This window comes from Streptomyces rimosus subsp. rimosus (genome assembly GCF_000720725.1).
GTDB classification, from domain to species: domain Bacteria; phylum Actinomycetota; class Actinomycetes; order Streptomycetales; family Streptomycetaceae; genus Streptomyces; species Streptomyces rimosus_A.
The window spans coordinates 130,605-145,809 of the sequence record NZ_JOCQ01000007.1; the positions used below are offsets into that span (position 1 = coordinate 130,605).

16 protein-coding genes are annotated in these 15,205 nt (G+C 72.5%); 12 read left to right on the forward strand and 4 right to left on the reverse strand.

Translation table 11 applies throughout. From position 1 onward, the window contains the following. Nucleotides 1–82 precede the first annotated feature (82 nt). The 5 genes from IH45_RS0105760 to IH45_RS0105780 all read left to right on the forward strand — a co-directional run bounded on the left by IH45_RS0105760 (nucleotide 83) and on the right by IH45_RS0105780 (nucleotide 3,997). A complete protein-coding gene (locus IH45_RS0105760; protein ID WP_078897276.1) occupies nucleotides 83–2,359 on the forward strand; it encodes an ATP-dependent DNA helicase UvrD2 in 2,277 nt (758 codons plus the stop codon). A 142-nt stretch (nucleotides 2,360–2,501) separates the two neighbouring features. Further along, on the forward strand, nucleotides 2,502–2,834 hold the full coding sequence (locus tag IH45_RS0105765) for a hypothetical protein (RefSeq protein WP_030662345.1): 333 nt from the start codon (nucleotides 2,502–2,504) through the stop codon (nucleotides 2,832–2,834). 120 nt (nucleotides 2,835–2,954) lie between these two features. Beyond that, nucleotides 2,955–3,308 carry a WhiB family transcriptional regulator gene (locus IH45_RS0105770; protein WP_030662348.1) on the forward strand — a complete coding sequence of 118 codons (354 nt, stop codon included), beginning with the start codon at nucleotides 2,955–2,957 and terminating at the stop codon, nucleotides 3,306–3,308. Continuing rightward, nucleotides 3,305–3,634, forward strand: a complete 330-nt coding sequence (locus tag IH45_RS0105775; RefSeq protein ID WP_030662351.1) for a hypothetical protein — start codon at nucleotides 3,305–3,307, stop codon at nucleotides 3,632–3,634. Before IH45_RS0105770 ends, IH45_RS0105775 begins: the two co-directional genes overlap by 4 nt. Nucleotides 3,635–3,796: 162 nt before the next feature. After that, the gene (locus IH45_RS0105780) at nucleotides 3,797–3,997 is read left to right on the forward strand and encodes a hypothetical protein (RefSeq protein WP_030662354.1); all 201 of its coding nucleotides are present in this window, start codon (nucleotides 3,797–3,799) and stop codon (nucleotides 3,995–3,997) included. Between the two features lie 79 nt (nucleotides 3,998–4,076). Here IH45_RS0105780 and IH45_RS0105785 read toward each other — a convergent pair whose 3' ends face one another. Beyond that, complete coding sequence (locus tag IH45_RS0105785) at nucleotides 4,077–5,474, reverse strand: ABC1 kinase family protein (RefSeq protein ID WP_030662357.1); 1,398 nt, start codon at nucleotides 5,472–5,474, stop codon at nucleotides 4,077–4,079. 34 nt (nucleotides 5,475–5,508) lie between these two features. Continuing rightward, on the reverse strand, nucleotides 5,509–6,645 hold the full coding sequence (locus IH45_RS0105790) for a TOMM precursor leader peptide-binding protein (RefSeq protein WP_032916875.1): 1,137 nt from the start codon (nucleotides 6,643–6,645) through the stop codon (nucleotides 5,509–5,511). Between the two features lie 198 nt (nucleotides 6,646–6,843). Here IH45_RS0105790 and IH45_RS0105795 point away from each other — a divergent pair, with 198 nt between their 5' ends. The 4 genes from IH45_RS0105795 to IH45_RS0105810 all read left to right on the forward strand — a co-directional run bounded on the left by IH45_RS0105795 (nucleotide 6,844) and on the right by IH45_RS0105810 (nucleotide 10,778). Next, a complete protein-coding gene (locus IH45_RS0105795; protein ID WP_032916863.1) occupies nucleotides 6,844–7,443 on the forward strand; it encodes a M48 metallopeptidase family protein in 600 nt (199 codons plus the stop codon). A 116-nt stretch (nucleotides 7,444–7,559) separates the two neighbouring features. Beyond that, nucleotides 7,560–9,308, forward strand: coding sequence for a TerD family protein (locus IH45_RS0105800; RefSeq protein WP_030662365.1), 1,749 nt, complete (start codon nucleotides 7,560–7,562; stop codon nucleotides 9,306–9,308). Between the two features lie 11 nt (nucleotides 9,309–9,319). Then, nucleotides 9,320–10,003 (forward strand): AIM24 family protein, encoded by a 684-nt coding sequence (locus IH45_RS0105805; protein ID WP_030662367.1) that lies wholly within the window; start codon nucleotides 9,320–9,322, stop codon nucleotides 10,001–10,003. A 16-nt stretch (nucleotides 10,004–10,019) separates the two neighbouring features. Then, the gene (locus IH45_RS0105810; protein ID WP_030662369.1) at nucleotides 10,020–10,778 is read left to right on the forward strand and encodes an AIM24 family protein; all 759 of its coding nucleotides are present in this window, start codon (nucleotides 10,020–10,022) and stop codon (nucleotides 10,776–10,778) included. A gap of 75 nt (nucleotides 10,779–10,853) precedes the next feature. On the opposite strand, the gene IH45_RS0105815 is transcribed toward IH45_RS0105810, so the two are convergent. Then, nucleotides 10,854–11,381 carry an NUDIX hydrolase gene (locus tag IH45_RS0105815; protein ID WP_030662371.1) on the reverse strand — a complete coding sequence of 176 codons (528 nt, stop codon included), beginning with the start codon at nucleotides 11,379–11,381 and terminating at the stop codon, nucleotides 10,854–10,856. Further along, nucleotides 11,378–12,853 carry a zinc-dependent metalloprotease gene (locus IH45_RS0105820; RefSeq protein ID WP_030662374.1) on the reverse strand — a complete coding sequence of 492 codons (1,476 nt, stop codon included), beginning with the start codon at nucleotides 12,851–12,853 and terminating at the stop codon, nucleotides 11,378–11,380. Before IH45_RS0105820 ends, IH45_RS0105815 begins: the two co-directional genes overlap by 4 nt. 192 nt (nucleotides 12,854–13,045) lie before the next feature. Here IH45_RS0105820 and IH45_RS0105825 point away from each other — a divergent pair, with 192 nt between their 5' ends. The 3 genes from IH45_RS0105825 to IH45_RS0105835 all read left to right on the forward strand — a co-directional run bounded on the left by IH45_RS0105825 (nucleotide 13,046) and on the right by IH45_RS0105835 (nucleotide 15,204). Beyond that, nucleotides 13,046–14,197, forward strand: a complete 1,152-nt coding sequence (locus IH45_RS0105825) for an SDR family oxidoreductase (RefSeq protein WP_030662377.1) — start codon at nucleotides 13,046–13,048, stop codon at nucleotides 14,195–14,197. Nucleotides 14,198–14,383: 186 nt separating this feature from the next. Further along, complete coding sequence (locus IH45_RS0105830; RefSeq protein ID WP_078897278.1) at nucleotides 14,384–14,863, forward strand: molybdenum cofactor biosynthesis protein MoaE; 480 nt, start codon at nucleotides 14,384–14,386, stop codon at nucleotides 14,861–14,863. Between the two features lie 161 nt (nucleotides 14,864–15,024). Continuing rightward, a complete protein-coding gene (locus IH45_RS0105835; RefSeq protein WP_030662384.1) occupies nucleotides 15,025–15,204 on the forward strand; it encodes a hypothetical protein in 180 nt (59 codons plus the stop codon). The last annotated feature ends 1 nt before the right edge of the window (nucleotide 15,205 follow it).

The window sequence follows — 15,205 nt, forward strand, 5'->3', positions numbered from 1 at the left end:
GGCGCGCGTATTCGTATGACCACGCAGGGACAGCTGTGGACAACTTTCCCGGCTGCCCCGGTCGACCTGGCAGCATTGCGGTGTGACAGCAGCATCGGACCCCACTCTCTTCCCGCAGGCAGCGGCCGCGACCCAGTTCCCGGCCACGCCCGAGGGTGCCGACGCGGTGCTCGACGGCCTCGACCCCGAGCAGCGCGAGGTCGCCACGGCCCTGCACGGGCCCGTGTGCGTCCTGGCGGGCGCCGGTACGGGCAAGACCCGTGCGATCACCCACCGGATCGCGTACGGCGTACGTGCGGGCATCCTGCAGCCGGGCACGGTGCTCGCCGTCACGTTCACCGCCCGCGCGGCGGGGGAGATGCGCGGGCGGCTGCGCCAGCTCGGCGCGGGCGGCGTGCAGGCCCGTACGTTCCACTCCGCCGCCCTGCGCCAGCTCCAGTACTTCTGGCCCAAGGCGATCGGCGGCGAGCTGCCCCGGCTCGTGGAGCGCAAGGTCCAGCTGGTCGCGGAGGCCGCCGCCCGCTGCCGCATCCGCCTGGACCGCAACGAGCTGCGCGACGTCACCGGCGAGATCGAGTGGTCCAAGGTCACCCAGACCGTGCCCGCCGACTACCCGGCCGCCGTCCACAAGGCGGGCCGCGAGGCCCCCCGCGACCCGGCCGAGATCGGGCAGATCTACGGGGCGTACGAGCAGCTCAAGCGCGACCGGGGGACCATCGACTTCGAGGACGTCCTGCTGCTGACGGTCGGCGTCCTGCAGGACCGGCACGACATCGCCGAGCAGGTCCGCGCCCAGTACCAGCACTTCGTCGTGGACGAGTACCAGGACGTCAGCCCGCTCCAGCAGCGGCTGCTCGACCTGTGGCTCGGCGACCGCGACAACCTGTGCGTCGTCGGCGACGCCAGCCAGACGATCTACAGCTTCACCGGCGCCACCCCCGACCACCTGCTGAATTTCCGCACCCGCCATCCGAACGCGACGGTCGTGAAGCTGGTGCGTGACTACCGCTCCTCTCCGCAGGTCGTGCACCTGGCCAACGGCCTGCTGTCGCAGGCGCGCGGCCGTGCCGCCGAGCACCGGCTGGAGCTGATCTCCCAGCGGGACGCCGGCCCCGAGCCGGTGTACGTGGAGTACGGGGACGAGCCCGCGGAGGCGGAGGGCACGGCCCGCCGGATCCGCGACCTGATCGCCTCCGGCGTGCCGGCGAGTGAGATAGCGGTCCTGTACCGCATCAACGCCCAGTCCGAGGTCTACGAGCAGGCCCTCGCCGACCTCGGCGTGCCGTATCAGCTCCGTGGTGCCGAGCGGTTCTTCGAGCGGCCCGAGGTGCGCGAGGCGGGCGTCAAGCTGCGCGGCGCCGCCCGCTTCGGTGCCAACGACGCGCTTCTCGACGACGCCCCGGACCTCCCGTCCGAGGTGCGTGCGGTGCTCAGCGACATGGGCTGGACGAGCACGCCCCCGGCCGGCTCCGGCGCCGTACGGGACCGCTGGGAGTCGCTGGCCGCCCTGGTCCGCCTCGCCGAGGACTTCGCCAAGGCGCGCCCGACGGCCACCCTCGCCGACCTGGTCGCCGAGCTGGACGAGCGGGCCAACGCCCAGCACGCCCCGACGGTCGACGGTGTGACGCTCGCCTCCTTCCACGCGGCCAAGGGCCTGGAGTGGGACGCCGTCTTCCTGGTCGGCCTGACCGAGGGCATGATGCCGATCACCTACGCCAAGACGGACGAGCAGGTGGAGGAGGAGCGCCGCCTGCTGTACGTCGGCGTCACCCGGGCCCGGCTGCACCTGGGCCTGTCGTGGTCCCTGTCCCGCTCTCCCGGGGGCCGCGCGGTCCGCCGCCCCAGCCGCTTCCTGGACGGTCTGCGGCCCGGCTCGGGCGCCGCCGGCCGCCGTACGGCCCCCGGCGCCACGGGCGGCATCGAGCGGGGCGGCGGCAGCGCCAGGGGCGCGAGCAGGCGCCGCGAACGCTCCCCGGCCCGCTGCCGGGTCTGCGGCAAGACGCTGACCGACGCAGGCGAGATGAAGCTCATGCGCTGCGACGACTGCCCCTGCGAGCTCGACGAGGCGCTGTACGGGCGGCTGCGCGACTGGCGGGCCGAGCAGGCGCGGCAGCTGGGCCAGCCCGCGTACTGCGTCTTCACGGACAAGACCCTGATGGCGATCGCCGAGGCCGTACCGGGAACCGAAGGGGACCTCGCGGTCATCCCTGGTGTGGGGGGACGCAAGCTCGGCAGGTTCGGAGCCGACGTCCTCGCGCTGTGCGCAGGTGAGGAGCTGGTTCCGGCAGCGGAGGAGCCCCCGTCGGACGATCTTCCGGAGGGCGGTGCAAGAAGCTCCGGAAAGTCTTCAGAAAAATAGTTTGCGCGCGCGGAGCGCATCCCCATAGCCTTCACAGGCACGAAGACAACGGGCCTTCCGGGATCCGCTGGATTCGTGTTGTACTGAACAAGCCCGGACCGGATTTTCCGGCCCGCCGAGACGCCGAGAGGAGGCGAGACCAGTGATCAGCTTCATGGAGACCCAGAAAATGACCGATCGTCCGGTCGTCGCCACCTGCACCCTTGGCGCCTCGCTGCTGGGCACCGGTCTGTCCGGCGTCAGCCGGCTGTCCGGTCTTGAGGTCTCCCGTGCCGCTTCCCCGGCGTTCCTGCCCGAGGCCAAGCGTGACGAGCGACCGACCCAGGCACCCGCAGTAGCGGCAGCGGCACAGGCAGCGAATGCGCATGCCTTCGCCGGCGCGGCGGCCAACGGTGCCGAATCCCGGAAGCAGTACGAGACGCAGCAGGACACGTGGGCCCACCGCGGGCACGAACCCTGGAGAGATCCAGCCTGATCGGCATGATCAGGTCGGCACCTTCCAGGGCCGCGGAACCCACACCGGGATCCGCGGCCCTTTTGTTTTACCCAAGCGCCCAGCCACCAGCCGGGCCGAACAGACGAGGAACACACCACCGTGCAACTCCAGACGCACACCCCGTCCGTCGCCACCGACCTGATCCCTCCGCCCGACTCCCAGGAGAACCCTTTGCTGCCCCTCACCGAGCTCGACGACGAGATCGACCGACTCGGCGCCGCCGTGCCGTGCCGTACCTACGACCCCGAGGTCTTCTTCGCCGAGACCCCGGCCGACGTGGAGTACGCCAAGTCCCTGTGCCAGACCTGTCCGGTGCGCGAGGCGTGTCTCGCCGGCGCCAAGGACCGTCGTGAGCCGTGGGGCGTCTGGGGCGGCGAACTCTTCGTCCAGGGCGTCGTGGTGCCCCGCAAGCGTCCGCGTGGCCGTCCGCGCAAGAACCCGGTCTCGGCATGAACATCTGCGGCGCGTACACCAGCGGCACCGGAACGATCGACCGTCCCGCCAAGCGGGACCCCCAGAAGCAGGACCCGATGAACCCCAACTTCACCGACACCACCGCACCCGCGAACCCCGGCGCGATCGAGTCGCGCCAGAACAGGACCCTCGAAATGCAACTCATCCCAGAAGCCCTGGCTCGCGCGCAAATGCAAGCGCGCTTGCAGGAGGCCGAGTCCGAACGCAGGGCCCAGCGCCTCGCCGCGGCCCGGCGCATGCAGCGCCGTGCCGAGCGGGCGTCGCTGCGCGCCCGGCGCGCCTTGGCCATGGCTGTCATGCAGTGAGCCACCGGCGGCCCGGCACGCGCACCGTGCCGGCGCCGCCCGGCGGTGTCACCACCGCATCACGCGGCCACGCAACACCACGTACCTCAGGGGCTGTCCAACTGGGCGGCCCCTGAGGGCGTTGTGCCCCTTTCCCGGCGGTGCCGGGGATATTGTCGGCTGATGAACCAGAAGACATACGAACAGGCGGAGTTGGCGACCGGCAACGCGGTGTGCGCCGGGTGCGGTGCCGTGGCCGAGGGCGCCGCGCCGACCTGGACCTGCACCATCGTCAACGGCGCCCGCCAGCACCTCTGCGACACCTGCACCCGTGCCTGCCTCCCCACCATCGAGTCCCACCTGGACCCGGTCCCCGCGAGATGAGACCGCGGGGTGAGATCGCGAGGTGGGTTTGCGAGGTTCGACCGCGCGCCGCGCGGTGCGGAGGCAGGGCGCGGGCGGGTCAGGCCGTGGTCTCCTCCGCTGTGGGCCGATCCTGTTCCGGTACGGACGGCGCGGTGCCGGCCGGGCTGAAGCCCGGGAGCCAGGACTCCAGCTCGTCGCGCAGGCGGACGGTGGCGCCGAGCTGGCACAGGACGCCGATCGTGCTCAGCGTCACGCGGTGTATGAGCAGGTAGGACGGGGGCAGATTGAGCTGGCGGCCGAGCTGGTAGGCGGGGGACCGGGGATCGGCTATGCGCGCGGCCTGGTTGCGCATCCAGGAGCGGGTGAAGGTGAACGCGTCCACCTGGGCCGGTTCGATGATCGGCAGCAGATAGTCCAGCACCGCGTCGGGGTCCAGCTCGATGGACTCCTTGACGAAGCCCTCCTCGCACAGCAGCTCGTAGATCGCCTCGGCCTCGCCGTCGAGCGTCATGCGCAGCGAGGTACCGATCGTGGGCGGCAGGCCGTCCGGCAGGCGGTCGACCGTACCGAAATCCAGGACGCCCAGCCGCCACTTCTCCGGCGGGCCGTCGGGGGCGTCACCGGTCAGCAGGCGGAAGTTCCCCGGGTGGGGATCGGCGTGCAGCAGGCCCGTACGCGCGGTGCCGGAGAAGAGGAAGCGGGCCAGGAGCTGCCCGGCCCGGTCGCGCTCCTCCTCGGTGCCGTCCGCGATGACCTCCGACAGCGGGATGCCGTCCATCCACTCGGTCACCAGCACCTGGTCGCCCTGATGGATCACCGCGGGCACCAGGACGTCCGGGTCGTCGGCGAACTCCTCGGCGTGCGCCTGCTGGGCCTCGGCCTCCAGGGCGTAGTCCAGCTCCTCGGAGACCCGGTCGCGCAGCTCGGAGATCAGCGGCTTGATGTCCATGCCGGGGATCAGCGGACCGAGCAGCCGGGCGAACCGGCCGAGTTGCGACAGATCGGAGAGCAGGGCCGCGCCCGCCCCCGGATACTGGACCTTGACGGCCACCTCGCGGCCGTCGTGCCAGACCGCGCGGTGCACCTGCCCGATCGAGGCGGCGGCCGACGGCTTGTCGTCGAACTCCGTGAACAGCTCGCGCCAGTCCTCGCCGAGCCGCTCCGCCAGCACCTTGTGCACCGTGTCTGTCGGCATCGGCGGCGCGGCTTCCTGAAGTTTGGTGAGCGCCGCGCGGTACGGGCCGGCGATCTCCTCCGGCAGCGCCGACTCGAAGACGGACAGCGCCTGCCCGAACTTCATGGCGCCGCCCTTCAGCTCGCCGAGCACCCGGAAGAGCTGTTCGGCGGTCCGCTGTTGGAGCTCGCGGCCGACGAGGTCCGCCGACCTGCCGCCGATCCGCTTGCCCAGCCCCCAGGTGGCACGGCCGGCGAATCCCAGTGGCAGCGCGGCCAGCTTGGCGGTGCGGGTGACCGCCTTGCGGGGAAGATCTGACATTCGCCCCTCCAACTCACACTGTCCCCAACCGGGGTTACTCCGCCATTGTTACGTGTCGCCGTCGCGGTTCCGAGGCACCCATGGCGTCGGCCGGCCCCGCCGCGCCACAGCCGCACTCCGGATGCGGCGCGATCCGGGTCGTCCGCCAGTCCGCGCACGGCAGCGCGACCTCCATCCGGGCCCCGGTGCAGGGTGGCAACTGACCGTCCAGATACGCCAGTGCCTGCACGGCCGCCAGCCCCGCCACGGTCGCCGCCAGCGCCGCGTCGCACGCCGGAACGGCCGGTGACCCGCGCCCCGAGCGCCACTGGGCGAGCAGCCGCGGCCAGGCCGGCTCCGCGTCCGTACGCCGCAGCTCCAGGCAGCCCGCGCAGGAAGAGCCGCCCGGCAGGACCAGCGGGCCCACCACACCCGTCCCTTCGACCACGCCGGCGAACAGGTGCGGAATACCGGCGGACAGGAACGGCTCGACCAGGTCGGGGTCGGGAGCGTAGGCGGCGAGGCCGTCGCGCGGTGTGATCACGACGAGCGCAAGACCCGGTTCGCCCGCCTCCGACTGCGCCTCCGCGGTGTGGTTCCCGCGCGACCAGGGTGAGGCCCGGTGCACCAGGCCGCGGGCGGCGGTGTCGCGCCGTATGCCGATGTGCTCCGCCCGCGCACCGCCCGGCAGCACGTCCCACGGCTCGACCGTCCCGCCGTCCTGCACCTCCACCCGCCCGATGCCCGCCGCCGAGAGCAGGGCCGCGACCGAGGCCCCCACCCGCCCCGCGCCGCGCACCCGCGCCCTTATGGCACGGCGCGCTCCCATACGCTCCAGTCCACCCGTGGCCTCGGGATGCCGCACCGACAGCGACGCGAGATCCGCCCGCAGCCGCCCGAAGGCCGCGGCGTCCGACCGCACCGACTCGGCCGCCGGACCGCCCGCCGACGGCGCGTCCAGCAGGCCCGCCCGCCCCAGCCGGTCCACCACCCGCCGCGCGCGCTCTGCGGACAGCCCCAGCGACTCGGCCGCTTCCGCCAGCTGATCCAGGCTGCGCGTGCCGTCGATCAAGGCCAGAAAGCTGCCCGTCGCCGTGTCCACCGGCCCCAGCTCCACCGCGTGCGCCGGGGCCACCCCGAACCGCACCGTTTCCCGGTCCCGCCAGCCGCGTCGCAGCGCGGGCTTCACCATCGGATGCATGAATCCGTCCCCCGTCGATCGGATCTCGTCCAGCGCTGTCAGCATGCCCCGGCCGCCGGACGGGCATCGGAAGTTGTCCACAGGCGGCAGGCAATAGTCGTACAAGCCATGACTGCCTTGGAGTGTTTCGGTCGCACGGCAGAACCTGGGGACGGGACTTCCCGCGCGGGCAGCGGGTAACGTCGGGGCGTGCCCGCCGACCCTTTGCGCCGAGCCGCAGACCCCCAACGCAGGACCGCCGCGCGCCCCGCGACCGGCGGCTCCGCGACGAGCGCGGTCGAGGTGCGCAGAAGCTCGCGGCGCCGCCGTACGGTCTCCGCCTACCGCGAGGGCGACCGCACCATCGTGCTGATCCCGGCCCGGATGTCCGAGGCGGAGGAGCGGCGCTGGGTGACGGTGATGCTGGACAAGCTCGCCGCGCAGGAGAGCCGGCGGATGCTCGGCGACGGCGAGCTGGCCGAGCGCGCGGAGCGCCTGTCGCTCCAGTACCTGGACGGCCGGGCCAGGCCCGCCACGGTGCGCTGGGTGACCAACCAGAACACCCGCTGGGGCTCCTGCACGCCCGCCGAGGGCAGCATCCGCCTCTCGCACCGGCTCCAGGGCATGCCCGAGTACGTCATCGACTATGTGCTCCTCCATGAGCTGGCGCATCTTCTCGTCCCCGGTCACGGACAGCGTTTCTGGCAGCTCCTGGAGTCATACCCACGCACGGAGCGGGCGCGCGGCTATCTCGAAGGCGTGGTCGCGGCGGAGCGGCTGCCGCATTTGCCCGCTGCCCGTACGGAATGAGGCCGGTTCGGCACGCTTTGTGCCGCGCCCCGGCATCGCCCGCCGTCAGCGGCAGCGGTTAGCCTGGCGCGACGTCAATCAGAGCGCGAAGCGGGAGCGGGGGACGGTCGTTACGTATGGCCAGGGAATTCCAGCGGGGCCACAAGGCCAGGATCAGTGATCTGACGGCCGGGACGGATCTGTACGTGGGCGTGCAGATCGCGGGTTCCGGCCTGACCTTCGACATCAGCTGCTTCGGGCTCGACGCGGACGAGCGGCTCTCCGACGACCGGTACTTCGTCTTCTTCAACCAGCCCGCGTCGCCCGAGGGCGCGATCCAGCAGCTCGGCCCGCAGGCGGGCGACACCGAGTCCTTCCGGGTCACACTCGACCGGATACCGCAGCACATCCAGAAGCTCTCCTTCACCGCCACCCTGGACGGCGCGGGACAGATGTCCCAGGTCGGGCCCGGCTACCTGCGCATCGTCGCCGGCGGTGAGGAGGTCGCCCGTTACGCGTTCAACGGCGGCGAGTTCACCACCGAGCGCGCCGTCATGCTCGGCGACTTCTACCTGAAGGGCGAGTGGCGCTTCGCCGCGGTCGGGCAGGGCTTCGACGGCGGCTTGGAGGCGCTGCTGAAGAACTTCGGCGGCGAGGTCGCCGAGGAGGAGCCCGCGGCTGCGCCTGAGCCCGCGCCGCAGGGCGGCGTGCCGGGCTTCGCGCCGCCCGCCGCCTCCGAGCCCGCGCCGGGCTTCGCGGTCCCGACGGCGCAGGGGCAGCCCGCCACACCGCAGCCGCCCGTCCCGGCGCCCGCCGCACCGCAGCCGCCCGCCCCGGCCTTCGGTGCGCCCCCGAGCGCGCCCCAGGGCGCCCCGCAGAGCCAGCAGCTTTACGGAGCACCGCAGCCCCCGGCACCACCCCAGCCGGAGCCGCATGCCCAGCCGCCAGCTCCGCCGATGCACGGCGCCCCGACTATCGCGGCCCCGATGGCACCGCCGACCGGCCCCCCGGCCCAGCTCCCCGGCCAGCAGCCGCCGTTCGGCCAGGACCCGTACCAGCAGGCACCGCCCGCTCCGTACGGCCAGCCGCCCCAGGCAGCCCCTCAGGCGCCGCCCCAGGCCCCGTACGGCCAGCCGGTCGGCCAGTTCCCCGGCCAGCAGGCCCCGGCCCCGTACGGCGCTCCGCAGGGCCAGCCGTCTCCGTACGGGCAGCCGTCCGCCCAGGGGCCCGGCCTCGGCGTCGTCCTGGACAAGTACCGCGAGGCCCCGACCGGTCAGCGGTGGACCCCGCAGAACGAGAAGCTGATCCGCGCCGACCTCGGCATCGACGGACAGCCGGTGCTCGCCCGCCAGGGCAGCATGGTCCTCTACCAGGGCAAGGTCGACTTCAGCTACAAGGGCGCCGGCATCCGGGGCCGCATCGTGGGCAACGCCACCGGCCAGGAGATGCAGCTGATGCGCTGCACGGGCCAGGGCCAGGTGTTCTTCGCGGACAACAGCGCCCATGTGCACCCGATCGAGCTCCAGGGCGACGCGATCTGCGTGTCGGCCGAGAGCGTGCTCGCCTTCGACGAGTCGCTCCAGCACGAGGTCCGCCGCATCGAGGGGCACGGCATTCCGGGCGGCGCGCTGTTCACCATGCAGTTCCAGGGCACCGGCACGGTCGTCGTCAAGACCCGGGGCACCCCGGTCGTCCTCCCGGTCACCCCGACGACCTTCGCGGACGCCAACGCCATCGTCGCCTGGTCGGCCGGCTCGCAGGTGATCATCTCCAGTCAGGTGAGCCTGCGCCGCCACGCCTATCCGGGCCACTCCGGCGAGACCGTGAACCTCCAGTTCCGCGGCGCGCCCGGCAATTTCATCGTCGTCCAGCCCTACGAGGTCTGAGGGAGCCCGCCATGTACGAACAGCAAATCCCGGGCCACGCCCCGACCGCGCCCGCGGCCCGGATGGAGAACCACGGCAGCGCCATGGTCAAGATCGCCATGCAGAGCGGCCAGGACGTCTTCGCCCGCACCGGCTCGATGGTCGCCTACGAGGGCTTCGTCCAGTACGAGCCGAACCCGCCCGCGGTCCGCCAGATGGCCTCCCAGTGGCTGACCGGCGAGGGCGCGCCCCTGATGAAGTGCTCCGGTGACGGCCTGCTCTACCTCGCCGACTACGGGGCGGACGTGGTCTGCATCAACCTCGACGGCGACGCGCTCTCCGTCAACGGCACCAACCTCCTGGCCTTCGACGCGCACCTCCAGTGGGGCGTGCAGCGCGTCAAGGGCATGGCGAAGTTCGCCGGCCAGGGACTCTTCAACGTCGGCATCTCGGGCACCGGCTGGGTCGCGCTGACCTCCCGCGGCACCCCGATCGTGGTGGACTGCGGGCGCGGCGAGGACGAGACGTACGTCGACCCCGACGCGCTCGTCGCCTGGTCGACCAACCTGAAGATGAAGGGCAAGCGCAGCTTCAAGGCGTCCTCGATGATCGGGCGCGGCAGCGGCGAGGCGTACCAGCTCGGCTTCTCCGGCCAGGGCTTCGTCGTCGTACAGCCCAGTGAGGACAGCACCGACCGGCTCCGGGCCCGGGGCTGAGGGGGATCAAGCCATCATGCAGAGTCCGCTTTTTGCCCATACCGAGGCGCAGACCCAGGACCGGTTCGCCCTCCAGAACCCGCAGTTGCTGCGGGTCGCCCTGCAGGGCCACGAGGACCTGCTCGCCCGTAAGGGCACCATGGTCGCCTACCAGGGACTGCTGGAATTCGACGGGAACTACCAGACGCCGGGGCAGCAGCACGCCCGCGCGATGTCGGGCGAGGGCCTGGACCTGATGCGCGTCTCCGGACAGGGCACGGTCTACCTGGCCAACCTCGCCCAGTACGTCCACGTCATGGACGTCGACCACGACGGCCTGACCGTGGACAGCAACTACGTGCTGGCGCTGGACTCCGGCCTCCACTGGGAGGTCGTCTCGGTGGACAGCCAGTACGGGATCTCCGGCACCGGCAAGTACCAGCTCAACATCTCCGGCCGCGGCAAGGTCGTCCTGATGACCTCCGGCCAGCCGCTGATGATGCAGGTCACCCCGGACAAGTACGTCAACGCCGACGCCGACGCGGTGGTCGCCTGGTCCGCCTCGCTCCGCGTACAGATGCAGGCGCAGACGCACTCCTCGGGCGTGTGGCGGCGCCGCGGCAACACGGGCGAGGGCTGGGAGCTGAGCTTCCTGGGACAGGGCTACGCGCTCGTCCAGCCCAGCGAGCTGCTGCCGCCGCAGAACGCCGTCATCGGTTCCGGGCTCGCCGCCCAGTTCGGCATGGGCCAGCAGGGCGCCCACGGGCAGAACCAGGGCAACATCTTCACCAACTGAGGCGCACCGGCCGCGCGCCTGTGAGCCGACCGCCGCGCGTCCCTCATCCGGGGGCGCGCGGCGGTCGGGCGCGCTCTACAGCAGCGCGCGCGTACGCTCCACGAGGCGTACGACCGAGTCGTCCGCCACGTCCGCCACCTCGTCGTACGGGAACCAGCGCAGATCCAGCGACTCGTCGCTGATCGCCGCCTCGGCCCCCTCGGGCGCCAGGGCCGCGTACTGCACGTCCAGGTGCCACGCGCACGGTGTCAGATGCCGGTCCAGGCGCACCGGCCCGCCCAGCAGCGTCAGCCCGGACGTGATGCCGGACTCCTCGCGCGCCTCGCGCAGCGCCGCGTCCGCGAGCGTCGCGTCCTCCGGCTCGCAGTGCCCGCCCATCTGGAGCCACATCTTGAGCTTGCGGTGCAGCGTGAGCAGCACCTGCCCGCGCGCCGGGTCGATCACCAGGGCGCTGGCGGTGATGTGCCCGTCCTTGCACGGCTTGCCCATGCCGTCCGGGTGGGCGGCCAGGTGGTCCAGGTAGGCGAGCCGCAGCCGGTCCTGCTCAGGGGACGGCGCGGGCCACTCCTTGAGGACCCGCGCCGCGTCGTCGTGAAGGGTCACTTCTCGCCGTCGCCCCCGGGCTTGCCGCCCTCTTCGGAGCCGCCCCGGCCGCCGTCCTCGTCGGTCTCCTTGGTCAGGTCCGGCTTCGCCGTGCCGCCGCCGGCGGCCTCGCCGAGCATCTTGTCCAGCTCGGAGAAGTCCAGCTGCTCGTGGTGGACGAAGCCGTCCGGGTCGTCCAGGTCGGCGGCCGTCGGGAGCATGTCCGGGTGCTCCCACAGGGCGTCCCGGCCGTCCAGGCCGCGCGCGTCCGTCAGCAGGGCCCACAGCCGCGAGGCGTCCCGCAGGCGCCGCGGACGCAGCTCCAGGCCGATCAGGGTGGCGAAGGTCTGCTCGGCCGGGCCGCCGGTCGCCCGGCGCCGCCGCAGCGTCTCGCGCAGCGCGTCCGCCGAGGGCAGGTGCGGGGAGGCGGCGGCGTGCACCACCGCGTCCACCCAGCCCTCGACGAGGGCCAGCGCGGTCTCCAGACGGGCCAGCGCCGCCTTCTGCTCCGGGGTGTCCTCGGGCTGGAACATGCCCTGCTGGAGGGCGTTCTGCAGCTCCTCGGGGTGCTGCGGGTCGAGCTGGCCGACCACGTCCTCCAGCTTGGTCGTGTCGACCTTGATCCCGCGGGCGTACCCCTCGACCGCGCCGAACAGGTGCGAGCGCAGCCACGGCACATGGGCGAAGAGGCGCTGGTGGGCGGCCTCGCGCAGGGCCAGGTAGAGCCGCACCTCCTCCTCGGGGACGCCGAGGCCGGAGCCGAAGTTGGCGATGTTCCCCGGCAGCAGCGCGGCCTTGCCGGCCGGCCCCAGCGGCAGCCCGACGTCCGTCGAGCCGACGACCTCGCCGGCCAGGACGCCCAGCGCCTGCCCGATCTGCGTGCCGAACATCGCGCCGCCCATGGAGCGCATCATGCCGAGCAGCGGGCCCGCCATGGCCTGCATCTCCTCGGGCAGGACGTCGCCCATGGCCGCGCCGACGCGCTCCGCGACCGGGTCGACCAGGTCCTTCCACACGGGCAGGGTCTCCTCGACCCACTCGGCGCGGCTCCACGACAGCACGGTGCTCGCGCCCGAGGGCAGCGACGTCACGCCGTCCAGCCAGAGGTCGGCCAGGCGCACAGCCTCCTCGACGGCCGCCCGCTCGCCGTGGGAGACGCTCGCGTCCTTGGTGCCGTCCTCGGCGCCCTGCGCGACCGTCTGGCGCGCGATGTCCTTGGCCATGTCCCAGTTCACCGGGCCGCCCTCGTAGGAGAGCATCTGGCCCAGCTTCTGGAAGGCGGCACCGAGGTCGCCAGGGTTCATCTCGCCACCGGGACCGCCCATGCCGCCGAAGAGCGCCGCGAACGGATTGTCCGCGCCGCCGCTCCCGCCGCCGAATCCGAACGGGTTCGCGGGGCCCTGGCTACCTCCCTGGCCGCCCTTCTTCTTGCCGTTGTCGCCGTCCTCCGGCTCCTCCGGCGGAAGGCCGAATCCAAATGGGGTGTCACTCACGGGTTTCCTCGGCTCGTAGGGCCGCCGGCCCGGGGCCGGCGGCGGCTGCCCGACATTCTCTTCCAGCCTAGACACCCCGCCCGCATCGGGGCTCGGTGCTTCGCCGCCCCGGTGCCTGCGGCAGGATGGACGCCACCTGGTACGTACGCGTCAGCACGCCTACGCACTGAAGACAACCGCTGGAGACGCCCGGTGAGTTCCCCAGATCCGACCGTTCGCGCAGCGCGAAACGCCGCTGCCGAGACCGAAAGCGCAGCCAGGCAGGCGGACGACGCGCCTGCCAGGCCGCTGCGCCGCCCCGTCGTCGCGGTCACCGGAGCCGCCTCCGGCGTGGGCGCCCTGCTGACCCAGGCGCTGACCGAGTCCGACGAGGTCAAGCGGGTGGTGGCCATCGACGAGCGGCGCGGCGAGGCCACCGAGGCCCACTGGCACGTCCTGGACGTCCGGGACCCGGCCATCGCCGACAAGCTGCGCGGCGCGGACGTCGTCGTGCACCTGGCCCTCGACCTCGACCTGGAGACCGACGCCGCGGCCCGTACGGCGTACAACGTCCGGGGTACGCAGACGGTCCTCACGGCCGCCGCGGCCGCCGGCGTGCACCGGGTCGTGCTGTGCACCTCCGCCATGGTGTACGGCGCGCTCCCGGACAACGACGTACCGCTGGCCGAGGACGCCGAGCTGCGGGCCACCGCCGACGCCACCGGGGTCGGCGACCTCCTGGAGATCGAGCGCCTGGCACATCGCGCGCCCCGCGCGCACCCCGGCCTGAACGTCACCGTCCTGCGCCCCACCGTCCTGGTGGGCGGTACGGACACCGCGCTGACCCGCTACTTCGAGTCGCCGCGCCTGCTCGTCGTCGCCGGTTCCCGTCCCGCCTGGCAGTTCTGCCACGTGGAGGACCTGGTCAGCGCCCTGATGTACGCCGCGCTGGAGAAGGTCGAGGGCGAGCTGGCGGTGGGCTGCGACGGCTGGCTGGAGCAGGAGGAGGTCGAGGAGCTGTCCGGGATCCGGCGCATGGAGCTGCCGTCCTCGGTGGCGCTCGGCGCCGCCGCCCGGCTGCACCGCATCGGCCTCACGCCGTCGCCCGCCGGGGACCTGGCGTACACGATGCACCCGTGGGTCGTCAGCGGCAGCCGGCTGCACGAGGCGGGCTGGCGCCCCCGGTGGACGAACGAGGAGGTGCTGGCCGAGCTGCTGGAGGAGGTCGCGGGCCGGCACACCGTCGCGGGCCGCCGGCTGGGCCGCAAGGACGCCACCGCGGCCGGTGCGGCGGGCGCGACCGTCGCTCTCCTGGGCACCGCCGCCCTCGTACGCCGGGCCCGCAAGGCCCGCCGCCGCATCTGAGGTCCGGTCGGCGGGGCCTTCGCGGCCGGTTGCGGGGCGCCTCCGTACGGCCACGAGAAGCCCTCGTACAGTCGCGGGGCGGCCCTTCGCACGGGGCGTGAGGCCGCGGCGGCCGCCCGCCTGTAGAAGCCTCCATACGGCCTTTCGCAGGACCGGTGGAAAGGCCATGCCACGCGGCGCCTTCCCATGCGGCACGATGGGGGCATGCCAGGCATGTATGACCACCCCGGTGAGCAGAGCGCTGCGGACCCGATCCGCCTGCTCGCCGTCCGGGACACCCCGCTCTCCCTGGACGAGGTCTTCGCGGCCGTCGGCGATCCGGCGGCCGGCGGGACGGCTTTGTTCGTCGGCACGGTCCGGGACCACGACGGCGGCGCCGATGTGAACGCCCTCGGGTACTCGGCGCACCCGAGCGCCGAGGCCGAACTGCGCCGCGTCGCCGAGAAGGTGGCCGCGGACTTCCCCGTACGCGCCATGGCCGCGGTGCACCGGGTGGGCGAGCTGGCCGTCGGTGACCTGGCCGTCGTCGTCGCGGTCTCCTGTCCGCACCGCGCGGAGGCGTTCGCGGCCTGCCGGCGGCTGATCGACGATCTCAAGCACGAGGTGCCGATCTGGAAGCACCAGCGCTTTTCGGACGGCACCGAGGAATGGGTGGGTGCCTGCTGACGGCCGGTTCCTGGCGGTGGCGCCCGTTCCGGGTGGTTTTCGGTAAAGCCTTTACGTGCGCTCCAGTTGCGTAACCCGGCCCCTGGCGTAAGCGTTGACCTGGCAGATGGTTAATCTGCTTATTCGTCGTTGCGGTTGTTACAAGGGGTCGGGAGGCCGCTATGGGAGCGCTCCTCTGGTTGCTGATTCCGGTTCTCGCCGCCATCGCCGCCGTCGTGTGGAGCAGTTGGGCATCACGCAACCGCAGGACCGGGGATGTCGCGGAACTGGCGGGGTATGCGCGCTTCCGGGAAGCGATGGAAAAGCCCGAGAAGGCGCATTCCGGTTCCGACGCGGCATGAG

Excerpts from the sequence above, each read along its gene's own strand:
- IH45_RS0105790 (WP_032916875.1), bottom strand. The coding sequence starts at position 6,645 with ATGGTGAAGCCCGCGCTGCGACGCGGCTGGCGGGACCGGGAAACGGTG.
- IH45_RS0105780 (WP_030662354.1), top strand. The coding sequence starts at position 3,797 with ATGAACCAGAAGACATACGAACAGGCGGAGTTGGCGACCGGCAACGCG.
- IH45_RS0105775 (WP_030662351.1), top strand. The coding sequence starts at position 3,305 with ATGAACATCTGCGGCGCGTACACCAGCGGCACCGGAACGATCGACCGT.
- IH45_RS0105805 (WP_030662367.1), top strand. The coding sequence starts at position 9,320 with ATGTACGAACAGCAAATCCCGGGCCACGCCCCGACCGCGCCCGCGGCC.
- IH45_RS0105835 (WP_030662384.1), top strand. The coding sequence starts at position 15,025 with ATGGGAGCGCTCCTCTGGTTGCTGATTCCGGTTCTCGCCGCCATCGCC.
- IH45_RS0105785 (WP_030662357.1), bottom strand. The coding sequence starts at position 5,474 with ATGTCAGATCTTCCCCGCAAGGCGGTCACCCGCACCGCCAAGCTGGCC.
- IH45_RS0105800 (WP_030662365.1), top strand. The coding sequence starts at position 7,560 with ATGGCCAGGGAATTCCAGCGGGGCCACAAGGCCAGGATCAGTGATCTG.
- IH45_RS0105810 (WP_030662369.1), top strand. The coding sequence starts at position 10,020 with ATGCAGAGTCCGCTTTTTGCCCATACCGAGGCGCAGACCCAGGACCGG.
- IH45_RS0105830 (WP_078897278.1), top strand. The coding sequence starts at position 14,384 with ATGCGGCACGATGGGGGCATGCCAGGCATGTATGACCACCCCGGTGAG.